20 protein-coding genes and 1 tRNA gene are annotated in these 20,357 nt (G+C 50.6%); 3 read left to right on the top strand and 18 right to left on the bottom strand.

The window, feature by feature from the left end; all coding sequences use genetic code 11:
• Positions 1–137: 137 nt before the first annotated feature.
• Genes B2118_RS00445 through B2118_RS00435 form a run of 3 tightly spaced genes read right to left on the bottom strand, consistent with a single transcriptional unit; the run spans position 138 to position 2,111 of the window.
• Entirely contained in the window at positions 138–596 is a 459-nt protein-coding gene (locus B2118_RS00445) for a type IV pilin protein (protein WP_428052347.1), read from the bottom strand.
• A 7-nt stretch (positions 597–603) separates the two neighbouring features.
• Positions 604–930 carry a stress response translation initiation inhibitor YciH gene (locus B2118_RS00440; protein ID WP_428052345.1) on the bottom strand — a complete coding sequence of 109 codons (327 nt, stop codon included), beginning with the start codon at positions 928–930 and terminating at the stop codon, positions 604–606.
• Positions 927–2,111, bottom strand: a complete 1,185-nt coding sequence (locus B2118_RS00435; protein WP_428052343.1) for an AlbA family DNA-binding domain-containing protein — start codon at positions 2,109–2,111, stop codon at positions 927–929. The genes B2118_RS00440 and B2118_RS00435 overlap by 4 nt, the downstream gene beginning before the upstream one ends.
• Positions 2,112–2,179: 68 nt before the next feature.
• On the opposite strand from B2118_RS00435, the gene B2118_RS00430 reads away from it, so the two are divergent.
• Positions 2,180–2,929, top strand: a complete 750-nt coding sequence (locus B2118_RS00430; RefSeq protein WP_428052341.1) for a CBS domain-containing protein — start codon at positions 2,180–2,182, stop codon at positions 2,927–2,929.
• Positions 2,930–3,159: 230 nt separating this feature from the next.
• Here B2118_RS00430 and B2118_RS00425 read toward each other — a convergent pair whose 3' ends face one another.
• The 9 genes from B2118_RS00425 to smpB all read right to left on the bottom strand — a co-directional run bounded on the left by B2118_RS00425 (position 3,160) and on the right by smpB (position 10,691).
• Positions 3,160–4,350: a S1 RNA-binding domain-containing protein gene (locus tag B2118_RS00425; protein ID WP_428052339.1), complete on the bottom strand. Its 1,191-nt coding sequence runs from the start codon at positions 4,348–4,350 to the stop codon at positions 3,160–3,162.
• 47 nt (positions 4,351–4,397) lie between these two features.
• Complete coding sequence (locus B2118_RS00420; protein WP_428052337.1) at positions 4,398–4,991, bottom strand: lysophospholipid acyltransferase family protein; 594 nt, start codon at positions 4,989–4,991, stop codon at positions 4,398–4,400.
• Positions 4,981–5,661: a (d)CMP kinase gene (gene cmk, locus B2118_RS00415; protein ID WP_428052335.1), complete on the bottom strand. Its 681-nt coding sequence runs from the start codon at positions 5,659–5,661 to the stop codon at positions 4,981–4,983. The genes B2118_RS00420 and cmk overlap by 11 nt, the downstream gene beginning before the upstream one ends.
• A gap of 1 nt (position 5,662) precedes the next feature.
• A complete protein-coding gene (locus B2118_RS00410) occupies positions 5,663–6,754 on the bottom strand; it encodes a type IV pilus twitching motility protein PilT (RefSeq protein ID WP_428052334.1) in 1,092 nt (363 codons plus the stop codon).
• Between the two features lie 14 nt (positions 6,755–6,768).
• A complete protein-coding gene (gene ftsZ / locus B2118_RS00405; protein WP_428052332.1) occupies positions 6,769–7,920 on the bottom strand; it encodes a cell division protein FtsZ in 1,152 nt (383 codons plus the stop codon).
• 12 nt (positions 7,921–7,932) lie between these two features.
• Positions 7,933–9,183 carry a cell division protein FtsA gene (gene ftsA, locus B2118_RS00400; protein WP_428052330.1) on the bottom strand — a complete coding sequence of 417 codons (1,251 nt, stop codon included), beginning with the start codon at positions 9,181–9,183 and terminating at the stop codon, positions 7,933–7,935.
• A gap of 42 nt (positions 9,184–9,225) precedes the next feature.
• Positions 9,226–9,945, bottom strand: coding sequence for a cell division protein FtsQ/DivIB (locus B2118_RS00395; protein WP_428052328.1), 720 nt, complete (start codon positions 9,943–9,945; stop codon positions 9,226–9,228).
• 122 nt (positions 9,946–10,067) lie between these two features.
• Positions 10,068–10,151: transfer RNA gene (locus tag B2118_RS00390), tRNA-Leu, on the bottom strand.
• Positions 10,152–10,220: 69 nt separating this feature from the next.
• Positions 10,221–10,691, bottom strand: coding sequence for an SsrA-binding protein SmpB (smpB, locus tag B2118_RS00385; RefSeq protein ID WP_428052326.1), 471 nt, complete (start codon positions 10,689–10,691; stop codon positions 10,221–10,223).
• A gap of 66 nt (positions 10,692–10,757) precedes the next feature.
• Between smpB and hydG the strand changes: the two genes are divergently transcribed.
• A complete protein-coding gene (hydG, locus tag B2118_RS00380) occupies positions 10,758–12,140 on the top strand; it encodes a [FeFe] hydrogenase H-cluster radical SAM maturase HydG (RefSeq protein ID WP_428052324.1) in 1,383 nt (460 codons plus the stop codon).
• A gap of 62 nt (positions 12,141–12,202) precedes the next feature.
• Here the strand turns inward: hydG and B2118_RS00375 are convergent, their stop codons facing one another.
• The 5 genes from B2118_RS00375 to B2118_RS00355 form a co-directional block, all read right to left on the bottom strand.
• On the bottom strand, positions 12,203–12,487 hold the full coding sequence (locus B2118_RS00375) for a GIY-YIG nuclease family protein (RefSeq protein ID WP_428052321.1): 285 nt from the start codon (positions 12,485–12,487) through the stop codon (positions 12,203–12,205).
• Between the two features lie 390 nt (positions 12,488–12,877).
• Positions 12,878–14,092: a hypothetical protein gene (locus B2118_RS00370; protein ID WP_428052319.1), complete on the bottom strand. Its 1,215-nt coding sequence runs from the start codon at positions 14,090–14,092 to the stop codon at positions 12,878–12,880.
• Positions 14,093–14,593: 501 nt separating this feature from the next.
• Positions 14,594–15,022 (bottom strand): PPC domain-containing DNA-binding protein, encoded by a 429-nt coding sequence (locus tag B2118_RS00365; protein WP_428052317.1) that lies wholly within the window; start codon positions 15,020–15,022, stop codon positions 14,594–14,596.
• A gap of 20 nt (positions 15,023–15,042) precedes the next feature.
• On the bottom strand, positions 15,043–17,391 hold the full coding sequence (locus B2118_RS00360) for a hypothetical protein (protein ID WP_428052315.1): 2,349 nt from the start codon (positions 17,389–17,391) through the stop codon (positions 15,043–15,045).
• Between the two features lie 15 nt (positions 17,392–17,406).
• Entirely contained in the window at positions 17,407–18,447 is a 1,041-nt protein-coding gene (locus B2118_RS00355) for a M42 family metallopeptidase (protein WP_428052313.1), read from the bottom strand.
• 199 nt (positions 18,448–18,646) lie between these two features.
• On the opposite strand from B2118_RS00355, the gene B2118_RS00350 reads away from it, so the two are divergent.
• Positions 18,647–19,624: a class II fructose-bisphosphate aldolase gene (locus tag B2118_RS00350; RefSeq protein ID WP_428052311.1), complete on the top strand. Its 978-nt coding sequence runs from the start codon at positions 18,647–18,649 to the stop codon at positions 19,622–19,624.
• A 68-nt stretch (positions 19,625–19,692) separates the two neighbouring features.
• Here B2118_RS00350 and B2118_RS00345 read toward each other — a convergent pair.
• A partial coding sequence (locus B2118_RS00345; protein WP_428052309.1) for a type IV pilin protein occupies positions 19,693–20,357 on the bottom strand: 665 nt, incomplete at its 5' end.

The raw sequence follows: 20,357 nt of genomic DNA, 5'->3' as shown, positions 1-20,357 counted from the left end.
CACAATCGGTAGATCCTGAAACCTATTAATAGACCCCGTACAGAAACCTTACGGGGTGCCGCCTAGCGGTAAGGGCGGCAATTCAGGATGACCTCCTTGTTTAATAACGGTAGTTTTCGGGCACGCTGGGCGTGGGACTACCTAATAATATAGGCGGTTTTGCCGTCTATTTCAAGCGGAGAGGATTGGCGGGATTGTCCTTCGCAAAAGTTTTCGCCCGCACCATTAAGCCCGATGCAGGCCAAATCCATAAAATTATTAGTAGTCGTCAGTTGGTATTGGGCGTGCGGACTAGCGGCGGTTTGCGTGAAAACGGCTTCCCAGCAGGGAGTATTTTCGTCGTTTCCTGGGCGGCAGACAGCCAAACCCGTGAAATATTTTAAATTTGCCTTTTTAATTTGCTCCGTCAGCCGGGCGGCCTGTTCCGCGCTCATAAAACGCCCGTTTACAAAATTCTTTTGCCGCCCCCACAAAAGCACCACTTCCGTAATGCGCGCATTTTCCACCGCGTTGTAATAGTACGGGAGAGCAATCGCCGACAAAATGCCGATAATCAGCACCACCACTAACAGTTCAATAAGTGTAAAGCCTTTCATAACGCTACTATAACACGCGGACTTTGTAACCCTCTTTTTCCAACATTTGGGCCGCGCGCAGTTTTTTGTCGCCTTGGATTTCTAACCGGCCTTCTTTGACCGTACCGCCGCAACCCAAGGATTTTTTCATTTTTTTAAGCAAATCCTCTTTGCCCTGCGGGTGAAGCGGCAGTTTTTCTACCACCATTATTCCGCTCCCCTTGGCGTTTTTTACAAAACGCACACGCACAGGCTCGGTTTGCTTTTTGGGTACGCCCAGTTGGTTGCAAACGCACGGAATATGCTTGCAATGCGGGCAAAAATCGGGGTCGGTGGAATAAAAAATTTCGCTCATTTGGCTTCCCCCAAGGTATGCTTTATTAAATCCTCAATCTCGTTGGATTCCGTGCGCAACCCAAGAGACCAAGCCGCTTCCTGCAATACGTCCGTGAGTAATTCCGGCAGACGGGTTTCCAGGTCGGACAAGGTGATTTCCCTATCCAGCCGCAAATAATCTTCCAACACGGTGGCTTGCCGCTTGCCCAGCAGGGCGCGCAAAGCGCGCGTGTTATTCATTTTAAAGCGGAAATACAACGGGCCGCCAAAGGCCAAACGGGATAAAAATTTGCGCGAAGTTAAAAGAAATAGCGTCAAATTTTGCGCCAATACTTCTATGCGCACGGTTTTGGCGGTGTGCCCGTTAAACAGTTCCTCGCGGGTGGCGATTTGCTTGTTCATAATGAGCCCATAATCGTTAAATTCCGTCATTTTATATACGCCGCGCGTGTTGGAAATTACGGCCGCACCGTCCTGCACCGGGCGGAGCGGATAATCGGGATTGGCCATTGTGCCATAGTCCGCGTGCGAGGAAGAGGCCGCTATCATTTCAGGCAGTTTTTTATAATCGGTCAGCGGTTCGTCCGGGTACAATGGCAACAGCGACAAAGTGCAAACCGTTTCTCCGTCCGCGGAGACGTTCATCGTTTTTAAATAATTGTCAAAATGGCTTTCGGCCTTATCGTAGAGAATATGCCGCAACCGTTCGGATTTTTGACGGTGGTCCAACAGCCACGGCAGTTTGGACGGGTGGACGATAATTTCCGGGCGGCTGCTCTGCCCCGTGCGGATGTACGCCCGTTTGGAGGGACCGACCAAGTGCGGGGTTAAATTGCTCTGCGGAATATTGATAAGCACAAACATCCTGTCCCCGCGCGGGCTCAAACAAATGTTAATATCCACAAAGACAATCGGGTCAATATATACTTGGATGACGTCCTCAATGGAGTTGCGCATTTTTTCGTGGTACGGGATCCCGGTAAAGGGCGGTTTGGGGCGGTCGTTGCGGTCGTCCTGTACGCCCAAGATGATAAGGCCGCCCAAGGCGTTGGCAAATGAGGCTATCGTCTTGGCGAATTTTTCGCGGTTCTTGGGCATAATGTATTTGTAGTCCAACTGCTTGCCCTCGGGCAGACCCCGGCGGCAGAATTGCACTACGTCTTGGAAGGTTACGGCGTGAAAGGGTTTATTAAAAAACATTTTATACCTCGCAGTTTGGCCTTATCGGGCGTTAATTTATTATAATAAATTAACAGAGGTTTATTTAAATGAACTCCCCAATGCACGCCTTGGCGGGCGTAATAACTGAAAAATTTATTTTGGCGGCTCCGCAAGAGGCCGCCCGCGCGCTGGCTTCATTGGCCACGCACGAAGTATTGCTGTTAATCGGCCCGCTGAAAGCGCAGGTGGTGGTGGCTTGTTTGAACCCGATGGACCCACCGAAGGCCGCGGCTGTTTTGCGGAGATTGCCGTTAAAACAGGCCTCGTATATTTTGGCGCGGTTAAATGTGGAGCAAGCGGCCAAATTGTGGAAGGAGTTTTCCACCCCGTACCGCGAACGCCTCTCCTCCGCCTTGGAGCCCGCCTTTGTCAAACTGCTGGCCGAAGCCAATTCCTTTGCACCCGACAGCGTGGGACGGCTGATGCACACGGACTTTGTGTCCGTCCGCACGGAAGCCAAACTGGTGGCGCTGATAGAGCGGCTTAAAAGTTTGCCGCGCAAAAAATTGCCTGCGGCCTGCTACGTTACCGGGAAAGACGGCGAATTAAAGGGCGTTATCCGCACGGCGGAACTGGCTTTTTATACGCCCCAATCTGTTTGCGGCAGCGTGATGAACCCGGCGGAGTTTTTGCACCCGCAAGACGGGGCCGAAAAAGCCCGTAAAGCGTTTGCAGAAGCGGAAACGGATTCCTTACCCGTAGTAAACGAAAAAGGCGTTTTACTGGGCGTTTTGCTCAAAGAAGCCCTGCCTGTAACAGCCGAAAAGACCTCGCTTTGGTCCCGCCTAACAAAATAAAGAACAATCTTTGTTTTAATAACAACAAGATCCCGGATAAAGACACTACGGGATGACGGCACGCTGCGCGCCGCACCTTGCAGGCGGCAGATTGTCCGCGCCCTTTTGATTAAAGGGGCCACACCGTTTTGGCAATGTCGCGCCCAAACGAAAAGGCAACGACAATACAAAGGACAAAAAACCCGGGGCATAGGGAATATGCTCCGGGTTTGTATTCAATAATATCTAACTTATTTGTTGTCTTCGTCAGTAGAAGTTTTGAAAGAGTCCTGCAACAACTGACCGAGGGTCGGGCGCGGGGCCTGTTTCAAATACTGGGCGACCACTTTGCGGTTTTGCACTTGGTCGTATTTCTTGACGGAGAGGTTCACCGTAAAGGTTTCCGGGTCCACACCCACGACGAGCGCGGTGATGGTGTCGCCTTCCTTGGCGGTAAAGTCGCGTCCCATTTCAAAGGGGCTGATAAACCCTTTGGTGTTGTTTTTGCCGATGGTGCACTCTACACCGTTTTCGGCATCCACTTTGGTAATGACGGCTTTAACGGAACTCTTGTACGGATAGCGGCGTTTCAACGCGTCGGCCGGGTTCAAGAAGAGTTGCTTCAAACCGAACTCCAATCTCGGGGTTTCTTTGTCCAATTTTAAGAGTTTGGCTTTAAGGCGCTGGCCGCGGCGGAAGTTGGAAATAGCGGTTTCGGGCTCCTTCCAAGCGATGTTTTCCAAGTTTACCACGCCTTCAATACCGTGGAAGCGCAAGAACAATTTGTCCTTGTCAACCTTGGAAACGACTACGCGCAACACTTCGCCTTCTTTAATTTCGCCCAACACTTGCTCGCGGCGGACGGCTTCGTCCTCTTCCAGCACTTGTTTGCGGGAAATGATGAGTTTCTGTTTTTCCTTGGCAAATTCTACGATTTGGGCTTTGATTTTGGCGCCTACGGGTAAATAGTGTTTGTAAGCGGTGTGGAGTTCAGACAAGGAAAGCGGCATAAAACCGTTCACGCCGAACACTTCCACAATATAGCCGCCCTTTACGCATTGCACAATGGTGCCTTTTACGCGTTCTTTGGCTTCGTAGGCTTTTTTGCAGATGTCCCAGCCCAAGTATTCCAAGGCTTTTTTGTGGGACAAGATGGACGGGCGTTCGTCGCTGCCGCGTTTTACGAGCACGGCGGAAATGATATCGCCCACGGCGGGAAGGGTTTTGCCTTCAAATTCGGAAACGGCAATCGCGCCTTCTTTTTTAGCGCCGGTATCCACCAAAATATAATCTTGGTTAATCTGTACTACGGGTACTTCTACAATTTCTTTTTTGTACAACTTCTCCGATAAAGACTCTTGCTGCGCAATTAACTCGGCCATCGTCATTTCTTGTTCGTTAATTGTGTCTTCGGTATTTTTGATTTCTTCGTTCATCGTCATAAGTCCTTATTACAGTCCTTCCCTGCGGGAGGACTGCGTAACCTCCGTTAGATATTAATTGAATTTATTTCTTCCATTATTTTATTTGCAAATTGTTTGTACTGCGCTTTATGGTCCAAGGCCGGGTTTTTTTCCAAGTGCATTACCGTGCCGAACTTCACACGGATTTTGCGTACCCACGGCCAGCCAAAGGTTCCTTCCACTTTCACCGGGAGCACCGGCGCCCCCGTCGTATAGACCAAGTAGCCAATGCCGCTCTTCGGTTTTTGTGGTTTGCCCGTTTTACTGCGGGTTCCTTCCGGGAACATTACCACGCTTTCGCCCTTTTCCAAGGCGTGCACGACCGACTGCAACGAACTAAACGCATCCATAGAGCGCGCACGGTCCACCGGGATATATCCGCTGCGGCGGAAGAACCACCCCAAGCCGGGAACGGAAAACAGTTCCTTTTTGGCCACAAAGCGGGAATCGCGCACGAGCCCGGCAAAACTGCCGATAGCCGGCGGGTCCGCATTGGACAAATGGTTCCCTGCAATAATCAGGGCACCCGTTTTGGGGATATTTTCAAGCCCTTCTACCTTAAAGTCGTAAAAGGTTTTAAAATAAATTCTTGCTATTAATTTTATCAAATTAAGAAGCATAGTGTTTGATTTTCTCCAAAACCGTATCAATTACCTGCTGCATTGTAAGGGACGAAGTGTCAATTATCACTGCATCCTCCGCCGGTTTTAAGGGGCTGACGGCGCGGTGGCTGTCCCGGTAATCGCGCTCCTGAATCATTTTTAAAATCTGGTTATAATCGGCCTTTTGCCCCGCTTCCTTCAACTGTTTTACGCGGCGTTTGGCGCGTTCCTCGGCGGACGCATCCAAATAAAATTTTAGTTCCGCATCCGGGAACACCACCGTTCCCACGTCGCGCCCTTCCATTACCACGCCGCCGTCCTCGCCTACGTCGCGCATTTTGTCAGTCAGCACGCGGCGGGCTTCGCCGTTGGTGGAAACGCGGCTGGCAACCGCACCCACTTCTTCCAAGTGGAGTTTATCGCCCAAATATTCCCCGTCCACAAACATTTTGAGTTTGGCGTCCGGCTGGCGCATAAACGTAAAGCGCAACTGGCGCGCCGCTTCCAACACCGCATCGTGGTCTTCGGGGTTGATTTTTTTGGCAAATACCTTGTAGGCCAGCGCGCGGTACATTTCCCCGGTGCTTAAAAAGCCATAGCCCAACTGCGCGGCAACCGCGCATCCCACCGAGGATTTCCCCGTTCCGGCGGGTCCGTCAATAGCAATTAAATATCCGTTCGTGCGCATACTATTCGTTCACCGCATCCAAACTGCCGCTTACGCCGCGGATAGCCAACATAATGGCATCGGGGCTGGTGGCGGCGGACTGGGCCGTTTCCAGGTCAATGGCGCCCTCTTTGTACAAGTGCGCGAGAGCTTGGTCAAAGGTGTTCATACCGTAGAACTCGCCCTGCTGCATAGCCTTTTGCAAATCGCTGGGTTTATTTTCCAAAATCAGTTTGCGGACCTGCGGCGTAGAAACCAGCACCTCTAACGCCGGGCGCATACCGGGTTTAATCGTCGGAAGCAAGCGCTGGCAGACAATCCCGCGGATAAGTTCGGAAAGTTGGAGTCTTACCTGGTCGTGCTGTTCCACCGGGAACGCATCCACCAAACGCGAAAGAGTCTGCGTTACGTTTACCGTGTGCATCGTGCCCAATACCAACTGGCCCGTTTCCGCCGCACCAATAGCGGCGCGCATTACTTCGGGATCGCGCAATTCGCCGATTAAAATCACGTCGGGGTCCTGGCGCATAGCCGCGCGCAGGGCCGCCGTGTAGGACGGCGTATCCACGCCCAGTTCCAACTGGCTGACAATACAATGATTGTCCGTGTGCATAAATTCAATAGGGTCTTCAATCGTCAAAATGTGTCCGGCGCGGGTTTTATTGATGTGGTCAATCATCGCGGCCAAGGTGGACGTTTTACCGGAGCCCGTCATACCCGTTACCAAGATGAGCCCGCGGCGCGTGTTGGACATTTTGCGCAAGATATCGCCCGGCAGGCGGAGTTCTTCAAAGGTAGGAATTTTGAGCGGAATATGGCGGATAGCCATACAAATTTTGCCCATTTGGCGGAACACGTTAAAGCGGAAACGGCCAAAGGATTTGGCGTCTAATGAAAAATCCACCGAACTATACTGTTCAAAAATGCGGCGTTCGCGTTCACCCATACAGGCATAGGCCATTTTTTTAACTTCGTCATTAGGCACAAAACTGTCGTCAATGGGCTTCATTTGCCCGTTTAAACGTACATACGCATTGGAATTGCCGCGGATATGTAAGCCGCTGGCTTTGTTGTCCACTACCGTTCTTAATAAACTTTGTAATCCTACCGCCATAGAGTTCTCCTATATTACCGGTTTTTTTTGCGGCGCAAACACGCCGGGATAAGCATTGCATCCTCGGGCTCGGAGGTTTTGGGTTCAAAGGCTGTGAACACATCCTCGGCCGTGGGTTTTTTAACAGAAAAAGAAGCCGGCATACCGGCATTGGGAAGCGGCCTGCGCGCGCTGAAAACGCTGGCCTTTTCGGCGCTGAAGCCCGTAGCGATTACGGTAACCTTAAACATCCCGTTTAAGGTGGAATCGTACGAGTGGCCGAACATAATAATAGAATCGTTGCTGGCGTACTGGCGGATTAAATTCATTACCTCGCCCTGTTCCAAAAGCGTCAAATTTTCCTCGGCGGAAAAATGTACGATAAACCCTTTTGCACCACGGATATCGGCATTTTCCAGCAGCGGCGAAGAAATAGCCTGCTTGACGGCCAACAAATGCCGCCCGGGGCCGCTGGCCTCGCCAATGCCGATAAGGGACTTGTGCGAGTGGCACATTACCTTGCGGATATCGTTGAAGTCAATGTTTACCTCGCCCGGCTTGGTAATCACTTCGGAGATGCCCTTTACGGCCTGCAACAGCACCTCATCCACCATTTTAAAGGCATCGCGCGACGAGGTTTCCGGGTCAATATTGGCAAAAAGTTTTTCGTTCGGGACAATAATCATAGAGTCCACGTACTTTTGCATTTCCTTAATGCCTTCATCGGCCTGCTTTTCGCGGACGTACCCTTCAAAATTAAACGGGCGCGTAACTACGCCCACCACCAACAAATCGTCGCCGTAAATTTCTTTGGCAAGTTTGGCCAAATACGGGGCCACGCCCGTACCCGTGCCGCCGCCCATACCGGCCGTGATAAACAGCAAATCGCATTGGCCGATGATGAGTTTTAACTTTTCCTTGGATTCCTCGGCCGCTTTTTTACCCTTTTCCGGATCGCCGCCGACGCCTAACCCTTTGGTAATCTTTTCCCCCACCTGCACCAAATAGGGGGCTTGGTTGCGGCGCAAGTCCTGCGCATCGGTATTGACGGCAATAAAATCCACATCTTTAATTCCGGCGCTGACCATATGGTTGATGGCGTTTCCGCCGCCGCCGCCCACGCCGATGACTTTAATTTTGGCCTTTTTGCTCTCAAACGAGCCGGCCGGCATAAATAAATCTTTCATAAGAAAACGTCCTTAATTACCAAAAATATCCAGCCCTTTGATAAATTTACCAAATTTACCGAACAGCGATCCGCCGTTATCGTACGAGCCGGAGCCGTAATCGTCGTAACCCGGGTTGCCCGCCGCATAAATGGCAAGCGCCATAGCGGTGCTGTAAAGCGGGTCAAAAAATTGTTCGTCGCTGGAAACCAAATCGCGCTGGACGATACCGCGGCGGACTTCCTTCAAGCCCAAAATGCTCACGCAATGCTCGGTAATGCCCGGCATTACGGAACCGCCGCCCGTTACCACACCCACCACAGGGAAATTTTTATAGCCGGATGTATCCACCACGCGGCCGACTTGTTCAATCAGTTCCTCTACGCGCGGCTGGATGATGTCCAGCACATAACTCTTTTTGATGTTATGCGTACTGCGCCCGTCCAAGGACGGCACCGGAATTTCCCCTTCCTCGTCCAAAAACGTCGGAAACGCCACGCCGTATTTTTCCTTAATTTCGCGGGCGTTTTGGCGGCTGGTGTGGAGCAAACGGGACAAATCGCTGGTAATCAAATCACAACCGTAGGGAATATCGCGCGAGAATTTTAAAATACCGTCAATGTAAATACCGACGGACATCGTTTCCCCGCCGAAATCAATCAGCATTGCGCCGATTTCCTTTTCCTCTTGCGTAAGCACAGCGTCCGCCAGCGGCACCAAGCCATAAATCGTATCGTCAATATTGTATCCCGGGCGTTGGATAGCCTTCGCCAAGTTGTTAATGTGCGTAGAAGAGCCCGTCGTAATGTGGACGTCCACTTCCAACAAGGAGCCTTCCATCCCCTCCGGGTTAATAATGCCCTTTTGCTTATCAATTGCGTACCCTTGGGTAATTACGTTGATAATTTCGTTATCGTTTTTAATGGGCATCGCCTTGGCGTTTTCAATCGCCAGTTCCATATCGGCCTGGGTAATTTCTTTATCCATACGGGAAATGTTATACGTCCCGTGATTGGAAAAGGATTCCAAATGCGCCCCGCGCACACCGACGTACAAACTGCCGATGCGCTGGTTGCACTCGCGTTCAATGCTGCTTAAAATATGGGTAACGGCGGCGGAAGTTTCGCGGATATCCGACACCATCCCCCCCTTAATCCCGCGGCACGGAACGCTGCGCCCGGCGAGCACCTTTAACGTATTGGTTTCAAAATCGTGTGCGGCGGCGATACAAGTCAACTTCCCGCTGCCGACGTCCAGTCCTGCAATAAGATTCGTTTTAGCCATAAAATCCACCTAAAAAAATTTACCTTACTTCTATTATAAAACTTAATGAAACTTCTGTCTTAAAAAAACTTTTCCGTATTCAAAAAATTCAAAATCCAGTTGGAGCGGATGCGCGTATCTGTCGCGCGAAAAAGCCATAATCTGCGCCGCGCGGACCGCCTTTTTTTTGAGGTTCTTCGCCTCGCCAAAGTCAATCAAGGACCCGTCCGGCATATACATTTTTACGGTGTTTTCCTTCAAATTCATCCGCAAAAACGCATAATCCAACTCTTTTTTTAACTTTAAGGTGCTTTCCACCAAATCAATAAACTCCGGGCTTAACTTTTCCGGCACGTCTCCTTCCAATTCCACAAACGGCACGGGATTTAGCACATTGGGCGCCGGGTCGGAATACACGGTGCTGTCGCCGTCAATGTATTTGACCGATTCATCCGGCAGCACGAATTTGGCCACCGGCACGCGGTGCTTGGCCGACACGGTTAGTTTGCCGCTTAAAATACCGCGACTGACGGACACGTCTTTTAACATCGGGTATTGGCGCACAATATTCTCGCGCAAGGCGGCGGAATCCTTTAACGAAAAGGCCTGCCCCTTGTATTTGGCGGACAGGGATGATAAATCCTTATTTAACTGGCCGGAAACGCCCGAAACGGCAATCTCCTTGGCGTGCCAATTGGTCCACTGGGCGTGGACTAAAAGTTGATAGGTTTTAGAGACGGCAAAGCAGGCCCCGCCGACGAGGCCCAGCACAATAAGCCACAAAAAAAGTTTAAAAAAAAAGGATGACCCTCTCTTTTGCCGAGGGCTGCGTTTTCTGCTTCTTAAAGACGCCGCTTTCGGCCGGTAGTCATTCTTTCTCATAGTAGGTGGAACCAAAAATAAAATGGGCGGAAAGGGAGTTGAACCCTTAAGGACTTTCGTCCATACGGTCCTGAGCCGTACGCGTCTGCCAATTCCGCCACCCGCCCAATTAAGTATATTTTAGAATATTCCGGCGAAAAAATCCAGTATTTTATTTTGTATTGCGGCCGCCGGGGTTAAAAGCGGATATTGTTCTTAAAATGCTGTTCCATTTCGCGGTTTAAATCGCGCTTTTTCAAACTTTCGCGCTTGTCAAACAAATGCTTGCCCTTGGCTACGGCCAATTTTAACTTAGCCCACCCGTTTTTGAAATACACCTCTACCGGAACCAAGGAATACCCCTTAATTTCGGCCTTAGCCGCCAATTTGCGCAGTTCCTTTTTGTTGAGCAGCAGTTGGCGCGGGCGCGTGGGGTCCAGTTCCACCAGCGAGTTAAACTTGTACGGCTTTACGTGCATATTATACACGCGCGCCGTACCGTTTTCCACACGAACAAAACTCCCCTCCAAACTCAGTTCCTTTTGACGGACGGATTTTACTTCCGCCCCCAACAGAGCGAGCCCGGCTTCGTAAGTGTCTTCAATAAAATAATCGTGGTACGCTTTGCGGTTGGAGCAAACGACCAAAACGGATTCTTTCTTCGGCATAGATATATGATAGCAAATCCGCGCGCCGCGGGGAACGGCAACCCCCAAAAGTGGTATCATATATATATGATTATAGACAACGAAAAACTGCAACGCACTTTGGAAAAAGCCAAGTCCCATACGGACTCCGAAGTAACGGAAATTTTAAACAAAGCCCGCCTGTTAAAGGGCATTTCGCTTGAAGAAGCCGCCGTACTGTTAAACATTACGGACAAAAAACTGCTAAACGATTTATTCGCCGCGGCCAAATATGTAAAAGAAGCCATTTACGGCAACCGCATTGTACTTTTTGCACCGCTGTATATTTCCAACATTTGCACCAACGAGTGCGTCTATTGCGCGTTCCGCCGCTCCAATACCCATTTAAAGCGCCACGCCAGCACGCAGGACGAAATCCGCCAAGAGGTTACCGCCCTTTTGCAACAAGGCCACAAACGTATTTTAATGGTGGCCGGAGAAGCCTATCCCGGCGGTGGCCTGCAATATGTGTATGACAGCATTAAAACCATTTACGATACCCGCTGGAACGGTCAAAATATCCGCCGCGTGAACGTAAACATTGCGCCGCTGACGGAACCCGAATTTGAAGAATTAAAAAAGTGCAACATCGGCACTTACCAGTTGTTCCAGGAAACGTATCACAAGGAAACCTACGAAAAACTGCACTTGGCGGGCGCCAAAAAGGACTATCAGTTCCGCTTGGACGCTATGGACCGCGCCTTGCAGGCGGGCATTAACGATGTGGGCATTGGGCCGCTCTTGGGCCTGTATGACCACAAATACGAGATTTTGGCCACCTTGGAACACTCTTGGTATTTGGACAAGACCTACGGCGTAGGCCCGCATACGATTTCTATTCCGCGCATTGAGCCCGCCGAAGGGTCCGATTTCAGCCAACACCCCAACGACGTACTAAGCGACGACGAATTTAAAAAATGTGTGGCCGTTCTGCGCTTGGCCGTGCCATACACGGGCATTATTTTAAGCACCCGCGAGTCCCCGGCTATGCGCAACGCGTGCTTGGAGTTGGGCGTATCGCAGATTTCGGCCGCTTCGTGCGTAAACCCCGGCGGCTATTCCTACGACAAGCAAAACGGCAGCCAATTCACGCTGACGGACAGCCGCTCGCTGGCCGAAGTGATTGATGCTGTGGTGGACGCCAAGCATATGCCGTCTTTCTGCACGGGCTGCTACCGTTTGGGCCGCGTGGGCAAGGACTTTATGGATATGGCCAAGCCCGGGCTGATTAAAACGCATTGTCTGCCCAATGCTATGTTCACGTTTGCCGAATACTTGGAAGATTTTGCCCCCGCCCCGTTAAAGGCCAAGGGATATGCGCTGATTGACAGCACGACCAAGGAAGCCTTTAAAGAGGGAACGCCTGTACGCAAAATGATTGACGAGAATTTGGCCAAAATTAAAGCCGGAAAGCGGGACTTATACTTTTAGTTCGGCTTTACTAATGGTTTATTTTCCCCCCGCCCTGATGTTTTTGCCAGGGCGGGGTTTATTTACAAACAAATCTCTGTGTATAAGTCTTTCCAAACGGGGTTAAACTTACTAATTAATCGCTTTTTCCACGCTCTCTTCCAAAATTTAAGCACCTTTTCCCGCTCTATTGCCTGAACGATATCCGTATAGCACTCATAATATACCAACTTGTTTAAGTGATACCGTTCGGTAAAACAGGGCACTATTTTCGTGCGGTGTTCATACACTCGCCGGACTAAATTATTCATAACCCCAATATACAAAACCTGATTGGTAGCATTAGTCAAAATATATACAAAAGACATAAAAAAATTATAACAATAAACCCCGCATTTTAACACAAGGATTTATGACTGACACCTATCCAAAGGACTCGGCTATTATAAAATTAAGGACATTTTGGAAAGATATACTGACGCGGAGCGTTCCAAAATCTGTCGTTGCTGTTGGCCCTATTGTTAGCCGTTGTCGTCATCCTGGAAAGTTGTAGTCCAGGATCTGTCGTTATTAAAAAAGAGGAAAACAACGGATTCTGGACAGAGACCTTCCAGAATGACCTTAATTTTATAAACAACAGATTCCCGACTACAACACTCGGGAATGACAACCCCACCCCTATAAACACCAATCACACACAGCAAAAGGCCCCGCCACGGGGGCGGGGCCTTTAACAAAACTATCAGCAGTCAGTTAAGTTAGAACTTTATGAGCATACCCAACTGGCCAACGGTGTTGTCTTTGGTGTCTTGATGCTTTCTACCAAAGGTATCGCTCTCGGCATTGCTGTATTTAGCATAACCGATACCGGCAAAGAGTTGGACATAGTCGTTGTGGTTGTATTTGGCCACCAAGTCAGCCTCCCAAGTGGAAGAGTCTTGGGCGGTGCGGTCTTGGAAGGAGAAACCGTCCAAGGAGAACACGAACTTGTTCCAAGCATAGTCCACGCCCACGTTGAACATTCTCACACCATCGTTAGAGTATTCGGCAAAGGAATCGCCGTTACCCGCTACTAATGCGTGGCCGACAGCCAAACCCGGGTAGTAGTTGCCATAAAAGGAAACGGTATCTTTGGCTTTGGCGTAGTAGAAGGTCGCTCTGGGGGTGATTACGTCCATATTCAAGGCCGCATCCACTTTCACCATATACGGAGAGTCATTGCCTTCTCTGAACAGTCTGTTGGCTTCGTAACCGCGGGCATATTCCGCGCTTAACGTAGCGGCTTCGGGCGCAAAGGTGGCTTTGGCACCATAGAAACCTTCGTGTCTCTTTTCGGTGGAAGCATCATAGTTGCTGTTCATAAAATCGTAACCGTAGATTTGGGCGGTCAAGGTGTCGGTCAAGTTCAGTTTCAAGTCCAACCCATAAACGGTGATATCATCGGTCTTTACACCGTGCTCATCGTAGGTAACCACTTTACCGGCAATCATCGTGAAGGTTTTAAAATCATCGCTGTAAACCAATTTGGCGGCGTCCAAGGACGGAGCAGCGTTCATACCGAACACATAGTGGTTGGGGCCGAAATACATTACAGCGCTGTCTTCATCGCCGTAGAATTGGCGGCCGACCGTGGCTTCCAAGCAGCAGAACAAGTTGGAAAGCACCACATTGGCTTCGGCCAAGCGGACCTCCTTCCAATAGTGGTCCAAATTTTCCCCAGCATTATTCCCCTTCCACGCGTTGTTGTACTGGAACATTACGTTGGCTCTTACGTCTTCCACTAAATCAGCGGACAAGCCAGCCAATACGCGGAAATTCGTGCCGGATTTATACAAACCGACGTTATCGTGGCGGGCATCAGAGGCAATCGTTTGGATTTCGCCTTTGAGGTCCACGTTTTTGAGCACTTCTGCACTTGCCGTTACAGGCCACGCCATAGTCATAGCCAAGAGCAAGCCTAGTAGTTTCTTCATTAGGTACGTCCTCCTATGTAATTTTTACTACCCTACTTTTTTATTAAACTCTTTTCTTTACGCTTTGGCAACCCCTTTTTTATTTTCCGCTTGACTTAGGGAATAAATACTTTGTATTATGATAGTCCTTTTGCCAAAGGTAGCGGAAATGAGGCGGCTAGGGTCTTTGCCGCCGTCCCGTAGTGTCTGGCGGCGCGCAGCGTGCGGGGATGACAGTTGCCTTGTTATTATTCTATTTTTGTTGTCATTCCCGTGAGTAGCAATCCGCTAGGGTGCGGCCCGCAGAGTGCGGGAATATATTGTTTGTATGGGTGGGGTTGTCATTCCCGAATGTCGTAGTCGGGAATCTGTTTTTTGCTGTTGTTGCTTTATTTAATAACAGCAGATCCCCGACAGAAACCTTCGGGGATGACGGCAAAGACGATAACAACAGACTGAAACCATAAAAAACCCCGCGCGTGTAAAAAACACAAGCGCGGGATAAATATTTATAAGCCCGGGTTAGGCCCAAAGCGAAAGTTTGGTAACCTTGTCGGAGCGTCTTACCTTGGGTTCGCCCACCAGTTCCTGGATATACGCTTCGCAAACGTAAATCTTAGTGCCGGGGAACAAGTGGCCGCCGATGGCGTTGTAATCCTTGCCGCACATCACCACGTGCGCGTGCACTTGGGGGCGGTTATCCTGGATGCTGATATTACCCGTGAGGGAAATCAGTTCCATTTCCTCGTTGATTACTTTTTTATCGTATTTCTTTTTGGCTTGGTCGTACACACCAACCGTCGCGTTGGACACCGAGCCCATTACGCTTACGATACCGCATTTTACTTGGTTATCGTGGCAAAAATCGGCCAAGGTTTCCAACAAATCTTTACCTTTGGGGAGTTTAAATAAATACGTCCGTCCGGTTAAATAAGGTTTTTCTTCTGCCATTTTAATCTCCTATAAATATGTTACAGCCACGCTTGGGCTTGCGCCAAATCGCGCGCGTAGTCTTTTAACGCCGCCAACAGGGAGGCGCCGTCCAGCCCGGCTTCTTCATATACTTTGTCAGCCGACCCGCTGGATAAAAATTCGCCTTTTTTATGCGGGTAGAGCGAGTGCGCGCGACCCGCCACGCTGTTAAGCCAGCAATCCAAGGTCGGGAGCGTAAAGTCCGTAATACCCATAGCCGTGCGCAGCATTTCGGGCGGCAGGATTTTGTCCTGTTCCGCTTTCGGCAATGCTTCAAACAGTTCGCGACTGGCTACATACAGCACATTTAAGTCCGGCCCACCCGCGTTCAAAGCAGGCAGCACTTTTTCTACCACAATGTGGCCCACGCCCGCACCTTGTACAATTACCGTACCGGTGGCCTTGCCTTTGGCGCGGCGCAAATAGTACACGCCGTTTACGGCTTTAATCGCCGGGTCAGCACCCAAGGCTTCGCGGTCCATAAACGCATAAGACGGGCGCACCACAAACGGTGCAAACACCGCCGGGCGCAAGGATAAAGCGCGCACGGTAAGCGGCCAAATTTCATCTACTTCCAAGGGCGTAATGGTAATGCAGGCGCCCTTTGGAAAGTTGTCCTGCACCAGTTGCAGGGACTGCGGGTCGGCGTGCGTCGGGCCGTCCTCTCCGGTGGGCACGCTGGCGTGTCCGTTAAACATAATAAAGGTGTTGGGGTTCACGCCTGCTTCGCGCGCACATTGTACGCCGATAGCGTGCAAGCGGGCCGCCACGTGTTCAAAGGCTAAAAACGCCCCGTACGAAGCCGCCACGCCGACGTGCTTTCCAAAAGCGGAAATACCCGTGCACAGCGCGGCCATACCGTCCTCGCAAATACCGCCGCCCGCCAAACGGCGAGAAAGCGGATTAGTCTGCGTGTTAAAATTGCCCGCCGGGAAGTCCTTGGCAATCGCCGCGGCGCCCGTGGAGCCGTACAAATCGGCGGACGCGGTTAAAATCGTACCGTTCGTATGTTTGTTCAAATACGCCAGCACCGCACCCAAAATACCGCGGGTGGTGTAGGATTTGCCCTTTTCAAACACAAATTCCGCCGGAACTTCGCCCTCGTGGAATTTGGTGTAAAGGTCCTGGCAGTTGCCCAAGTCCGCGCGGACGGCACGTTTTTTATTGGACAACTTTTGGCTGGCGGCCTTTAATTGCGCCGCACCAAAAGCGGCTACCGTTTTGTCCGCTTCCAACGCGTGGCGGACGGTCAGCAAACTGTCCCAGTAGTATTTTTCAATATTTTCGGCGGTTTTGTCGCCTTCAAAATGCGGGAATTTTACGTTAAAGGTGTTTTCAAACTCTTCCAAGGATTTATAAAACCCTTCGGAAGCGAACTTGTGGCCGGAACCGTGCGAGGCCTTACCCTCAATACCATAATGCCACCCCTTTACCGTGCGATAGACAATCGCCGTAGGCTGGTGGTTGGAGATTTCTTCCGCCAGTTTGTGCGCAATATGGATTTGGTTGTAATCGTGGCCGTCCGGCACGCGGATGACGTTAAAATCGTGGATATAGAAGAACTCCATCGGGTTCCATTGTACATAATCGCCGGGGTGTTCGCCGTCGGCGGTTACGCGTTCGCTTTCAATAGAGGCTTCGTTCCAGTCAATATGGAAGACCGCGTTCTTTAACTGCGCCGTAGCCGCCATACCGGCCACTTCGCTCACGCGCCCGGCCGTTAAGCCGCCTTCGCCTTCCACAATGTGCACCACTGGGCAATTTTCGCCGTAGGCATCAGCCGCCGCCAAAGCAAGGCCGACAGCCGAGCCGTCGCCCACGCCGCTCGCACCCGTAGAAGTGCGCACAAACGGAACTAAGGGTTCCGGGTGGCCGCCCAAGGCTTTGGAGTGGAATTTTTTAAATAAAGGGGTTCCCTGCACTTTGGGGTGGCGGAAGCCGAGCAAATCCTCCAAGCGCAGTTGTTCTTTGTCGCTCGCAGGCAAGAGTTCCGGCGCGGCAATACGCGCACACTCGTTGCGCAAGGCCCACATTGCATACAGGCCCAAGGCCTTATGCCCCGCCGCGTAAGAAATAATATCGGCTTCGTCTTTGTGCGGGTGCGTAAGGTCGTACGCCATATCCTTATACAACAGGTGTTCTACAAACCGCCCGCTGGAAATACTGCCCCCCGGATGGCCGGAAGTGGGCACATAGTTATATAAAAGGGATACCAACGCGCGGTAGGCTACGTCCAAGCGCGAAAGGGCTTTTTTATCCTCTTCGCTTATTTGGTAAGCGGGGTTATTTAAATAATCGGTTACGTCAAAGAAAACGGCTCTTTTTTTGCCTAATTGAAATGTACTCATAATCTATCCTCCGGCCTATGCTTTCAGGCCGTTCTGCGCCGCCCAGTATGCCAGGCGGAAAGTATTTTCCAGGTCTTGTTTACTGACAATTTCCACATTGGAGTGGATGTTGCGCGTGGGAACTGACAACCCGCAAGTGGGCACACCCGTTTTGGACAAGTGTACCGCGCCTGCATCGTTTCCGCCGCGGGGTGCCACGCGCACCTGCCTGCGGATATTGTGCGTATCACAAATCTGTTTAAGTTCGTTAAATAAATTTTCGGGCGTAATCGTCCGCGCGTCCAGGGCCGTGAGCCCCACGCCGCCGCCTAACGAACAAATATAATCCTGCGGCGCGCAACCGGGAATATCCGCCGCGCCCGTGGTGTCTAAACATAAGGAAACATCGGCATTTACGCCATAAGCCGCCGTAGTGGCCCCACGCAAACCGACTTCCTCTTGCACCGTAAAAACGGCATATACATTATAAAAGGGATTTTTTAAGGCGCGCACCACTTCGGCCAATACAAACACACCCGCGCGGTTATCTAACGCCTTGGCGGAAATTTTGCCGTCGCCAAATTCCTCGTAACTGCGGTCCAAAACCGCCCAATCGCCGGGTTCCACGCGTTTTTTGGCTTCTTCCGCGCAAAGACCCAAATCAATAAAAAGTTCCTTTACGCCTAATGCCTTGCCGCGGTCGGCCTCGGTGGTGATGTGCGCGGGTTTGGTATCAATAATCCCCAAAAGCGCGCCCGATTTGGTTTGCACGCGCACCCGTTGGGCAAGCAAGGTACGGGGGTCAATGCCCCCCACCGTTACAAAGCGCAAAAAACCGCGCTCGTCCACAAAGTGAATCATCAGGCCCACTTCGTCCATATGCGCGCAAAAAAGCAAATTCTTGTTGGAGGATCCCTTTTTAAAAACAATCAAATTGCCCAAGGCGTCGGTACGGATTTCGTCCGCCGAATCTTTCAGCAAATTTTTTAAGTATTCCCGCACGGCGGTTTCGCGGCCGGACACGCCGGGAAGTTCGGTTAAGGTTTTAAGAATAGAAAAATCTAGTTTTGCGTCCATTTTTACTCACTTTTAGGCAGTTAAGGTATCTACATTATACCCACAAAGGCGTTTTTTTGCAAGTTTTTCCGTCTAATTTACGAACGCGCGCGCACTCTTTAATGCACCCGGCGCAGTAACTAATCCAATTCCCCCGCCCCACAAAACGCAAAAAATAGTAAAATATTTAGGACAGAAATATTTTTTAGGAGGATGTCCAATGACCGTTTCTTATAAAGAACTGGGTCTGGTAAACACCAGACAGATGTTCAAAGACGCTATGGCTGGCGGCTATGCCATTCCGGCTTACAACTTTAACAATATGGAACAGTTGCAAGCGATTGTTACCGCTTGTGTACAGACCGGCTCCCCGGTAATCTTGCAGGTTTCCAAAGGCGCCCGCCAATATGCCAACTCCACGCTTTTGCGCTGGATGGCCCGCGGTGCGGTGGAAATGATGAGCGAAATCGGCAAACCGGTACCGCTCTGCTTGCACTTGGACCACGGCGATTCCTTTGAACTGTGCAAAGACTGCATTGACAATGGTTTCTCTTCCGTAATGATTGACGGCTCCCACTTGCCGTACGAAGAAAACGTAGCCCTTACCAAAAAAGTAGTGGAATACGCGCACCAACACGATGTAACCGTAGAAGGCGAACTCGGCGTTTTGGCTGGTATTGAAGACGAAGTTTCCGCCGAACACCACACCTACACCGACCCCGCCCAAGTGGAAGACTTTGTAAAACGCACCGGCGTGGATTCCTTGGCCATTTCTATCGGTACTTCGCACGGCGCTTACAAATTCAAAGTGAAACCCGGCGAAAAATTGCCCGAACTCCGCTTTGATATCTTGGAAGAAGTTTCCAAACGCTTGCCCGGTTTCCCGATTGTCTTGCACGGTTCTTCCAGCGTTCCGCAATGGGCCGTCAAACAAATCAACGAATACGGCGGCAAATTGGAAAACACCGCCGGCGTGCCCGAAGAACAACTGCGCAAAGCCGCCAAAATGGCTGTGTGCAAAATCAACGTGGACTCCGACGGCCGCTTGGTAATGACCGCCACCATCCGCAAAATCTTCGCCACCAAACCCAGCGAATTTGACCCGCGCAAATACTTGGGCCCGGCCCGCGAAGAACTTATCAAAATGTATGCCGAAAAGAACCAGAACGTCTTTGGTTCCGCCGGTCGCATTAAATAAGTAACTTGTTTTAATTGAAAAGCCCCCGGTTTAACGCCGGGGGCTTTTATAACTTTTATACAGGAATATTAGTGCAAATCCCAAGTGTGTCTTCCTGGGCTATTAAAACTACCGCCCGCATACCGCTGGGACGTTTCGGTACCTAACGAATTGCATAACCGACGCCAACGAGCCGGCTGGGAACTCGCCTTTTCGTATCCAATAATACAGGCCCTTTTGGCATCCACGCATACCTTGTTATAAGAACTGGAATGGTTATGCGTGCGGAAATATACGGCATCATACGGAGTCCAAGGAGCAATAAAAGAATAGCATTGGTTGGTACAAATATATGGATAGACCCACTTATCCCCGGTCGCCCAGCAATCGCCGCCCCAACTCTCGGGCCTTTTATACGCATAGGTCTTCGGTATTTCCACATCCAATTGGTCAAAGGTGCTTGCGTATTGGCCGTTTGCCAAGTAATACACTTCTTGGGCCTTTTCCACCGCATCCAGCAGTGGCATATTGGACGCAAATTTGGCCTTATCCACCGCCACCTGATATTGCGGCACCGCCACCGCCGCCAATATGCCAATAATGAGTACGACGACTAATAGTTCAATTAAAGTAAAACCTGCGGTTGCCGTGCGGGCACTTGTTGTTAATCCGTCATCCCGTAGTGTCTTTATACGGGATCTGTCGTTGTAGTTGTCATCCCGGGCGTGGACCCGGGATCCAGTCTGTTTATTAG

It is taken from the genome of Candidatus Avelusimicrobium stercoris, from assembly GCF_002437085.1.
Classification (GTDB): Bacteria; Elusimicrobiota; Elusimicrobia; order Elusimicrobiales; family Elusimicrobiaceae; genus Avelusimicrobium; species Avelusimicrobium stercoris.
The sequence above is the reverse complement of the archived record's forward strand: the minus strand, read 5'-3'. Positions and strand labels throughout refer to the sequence as shown.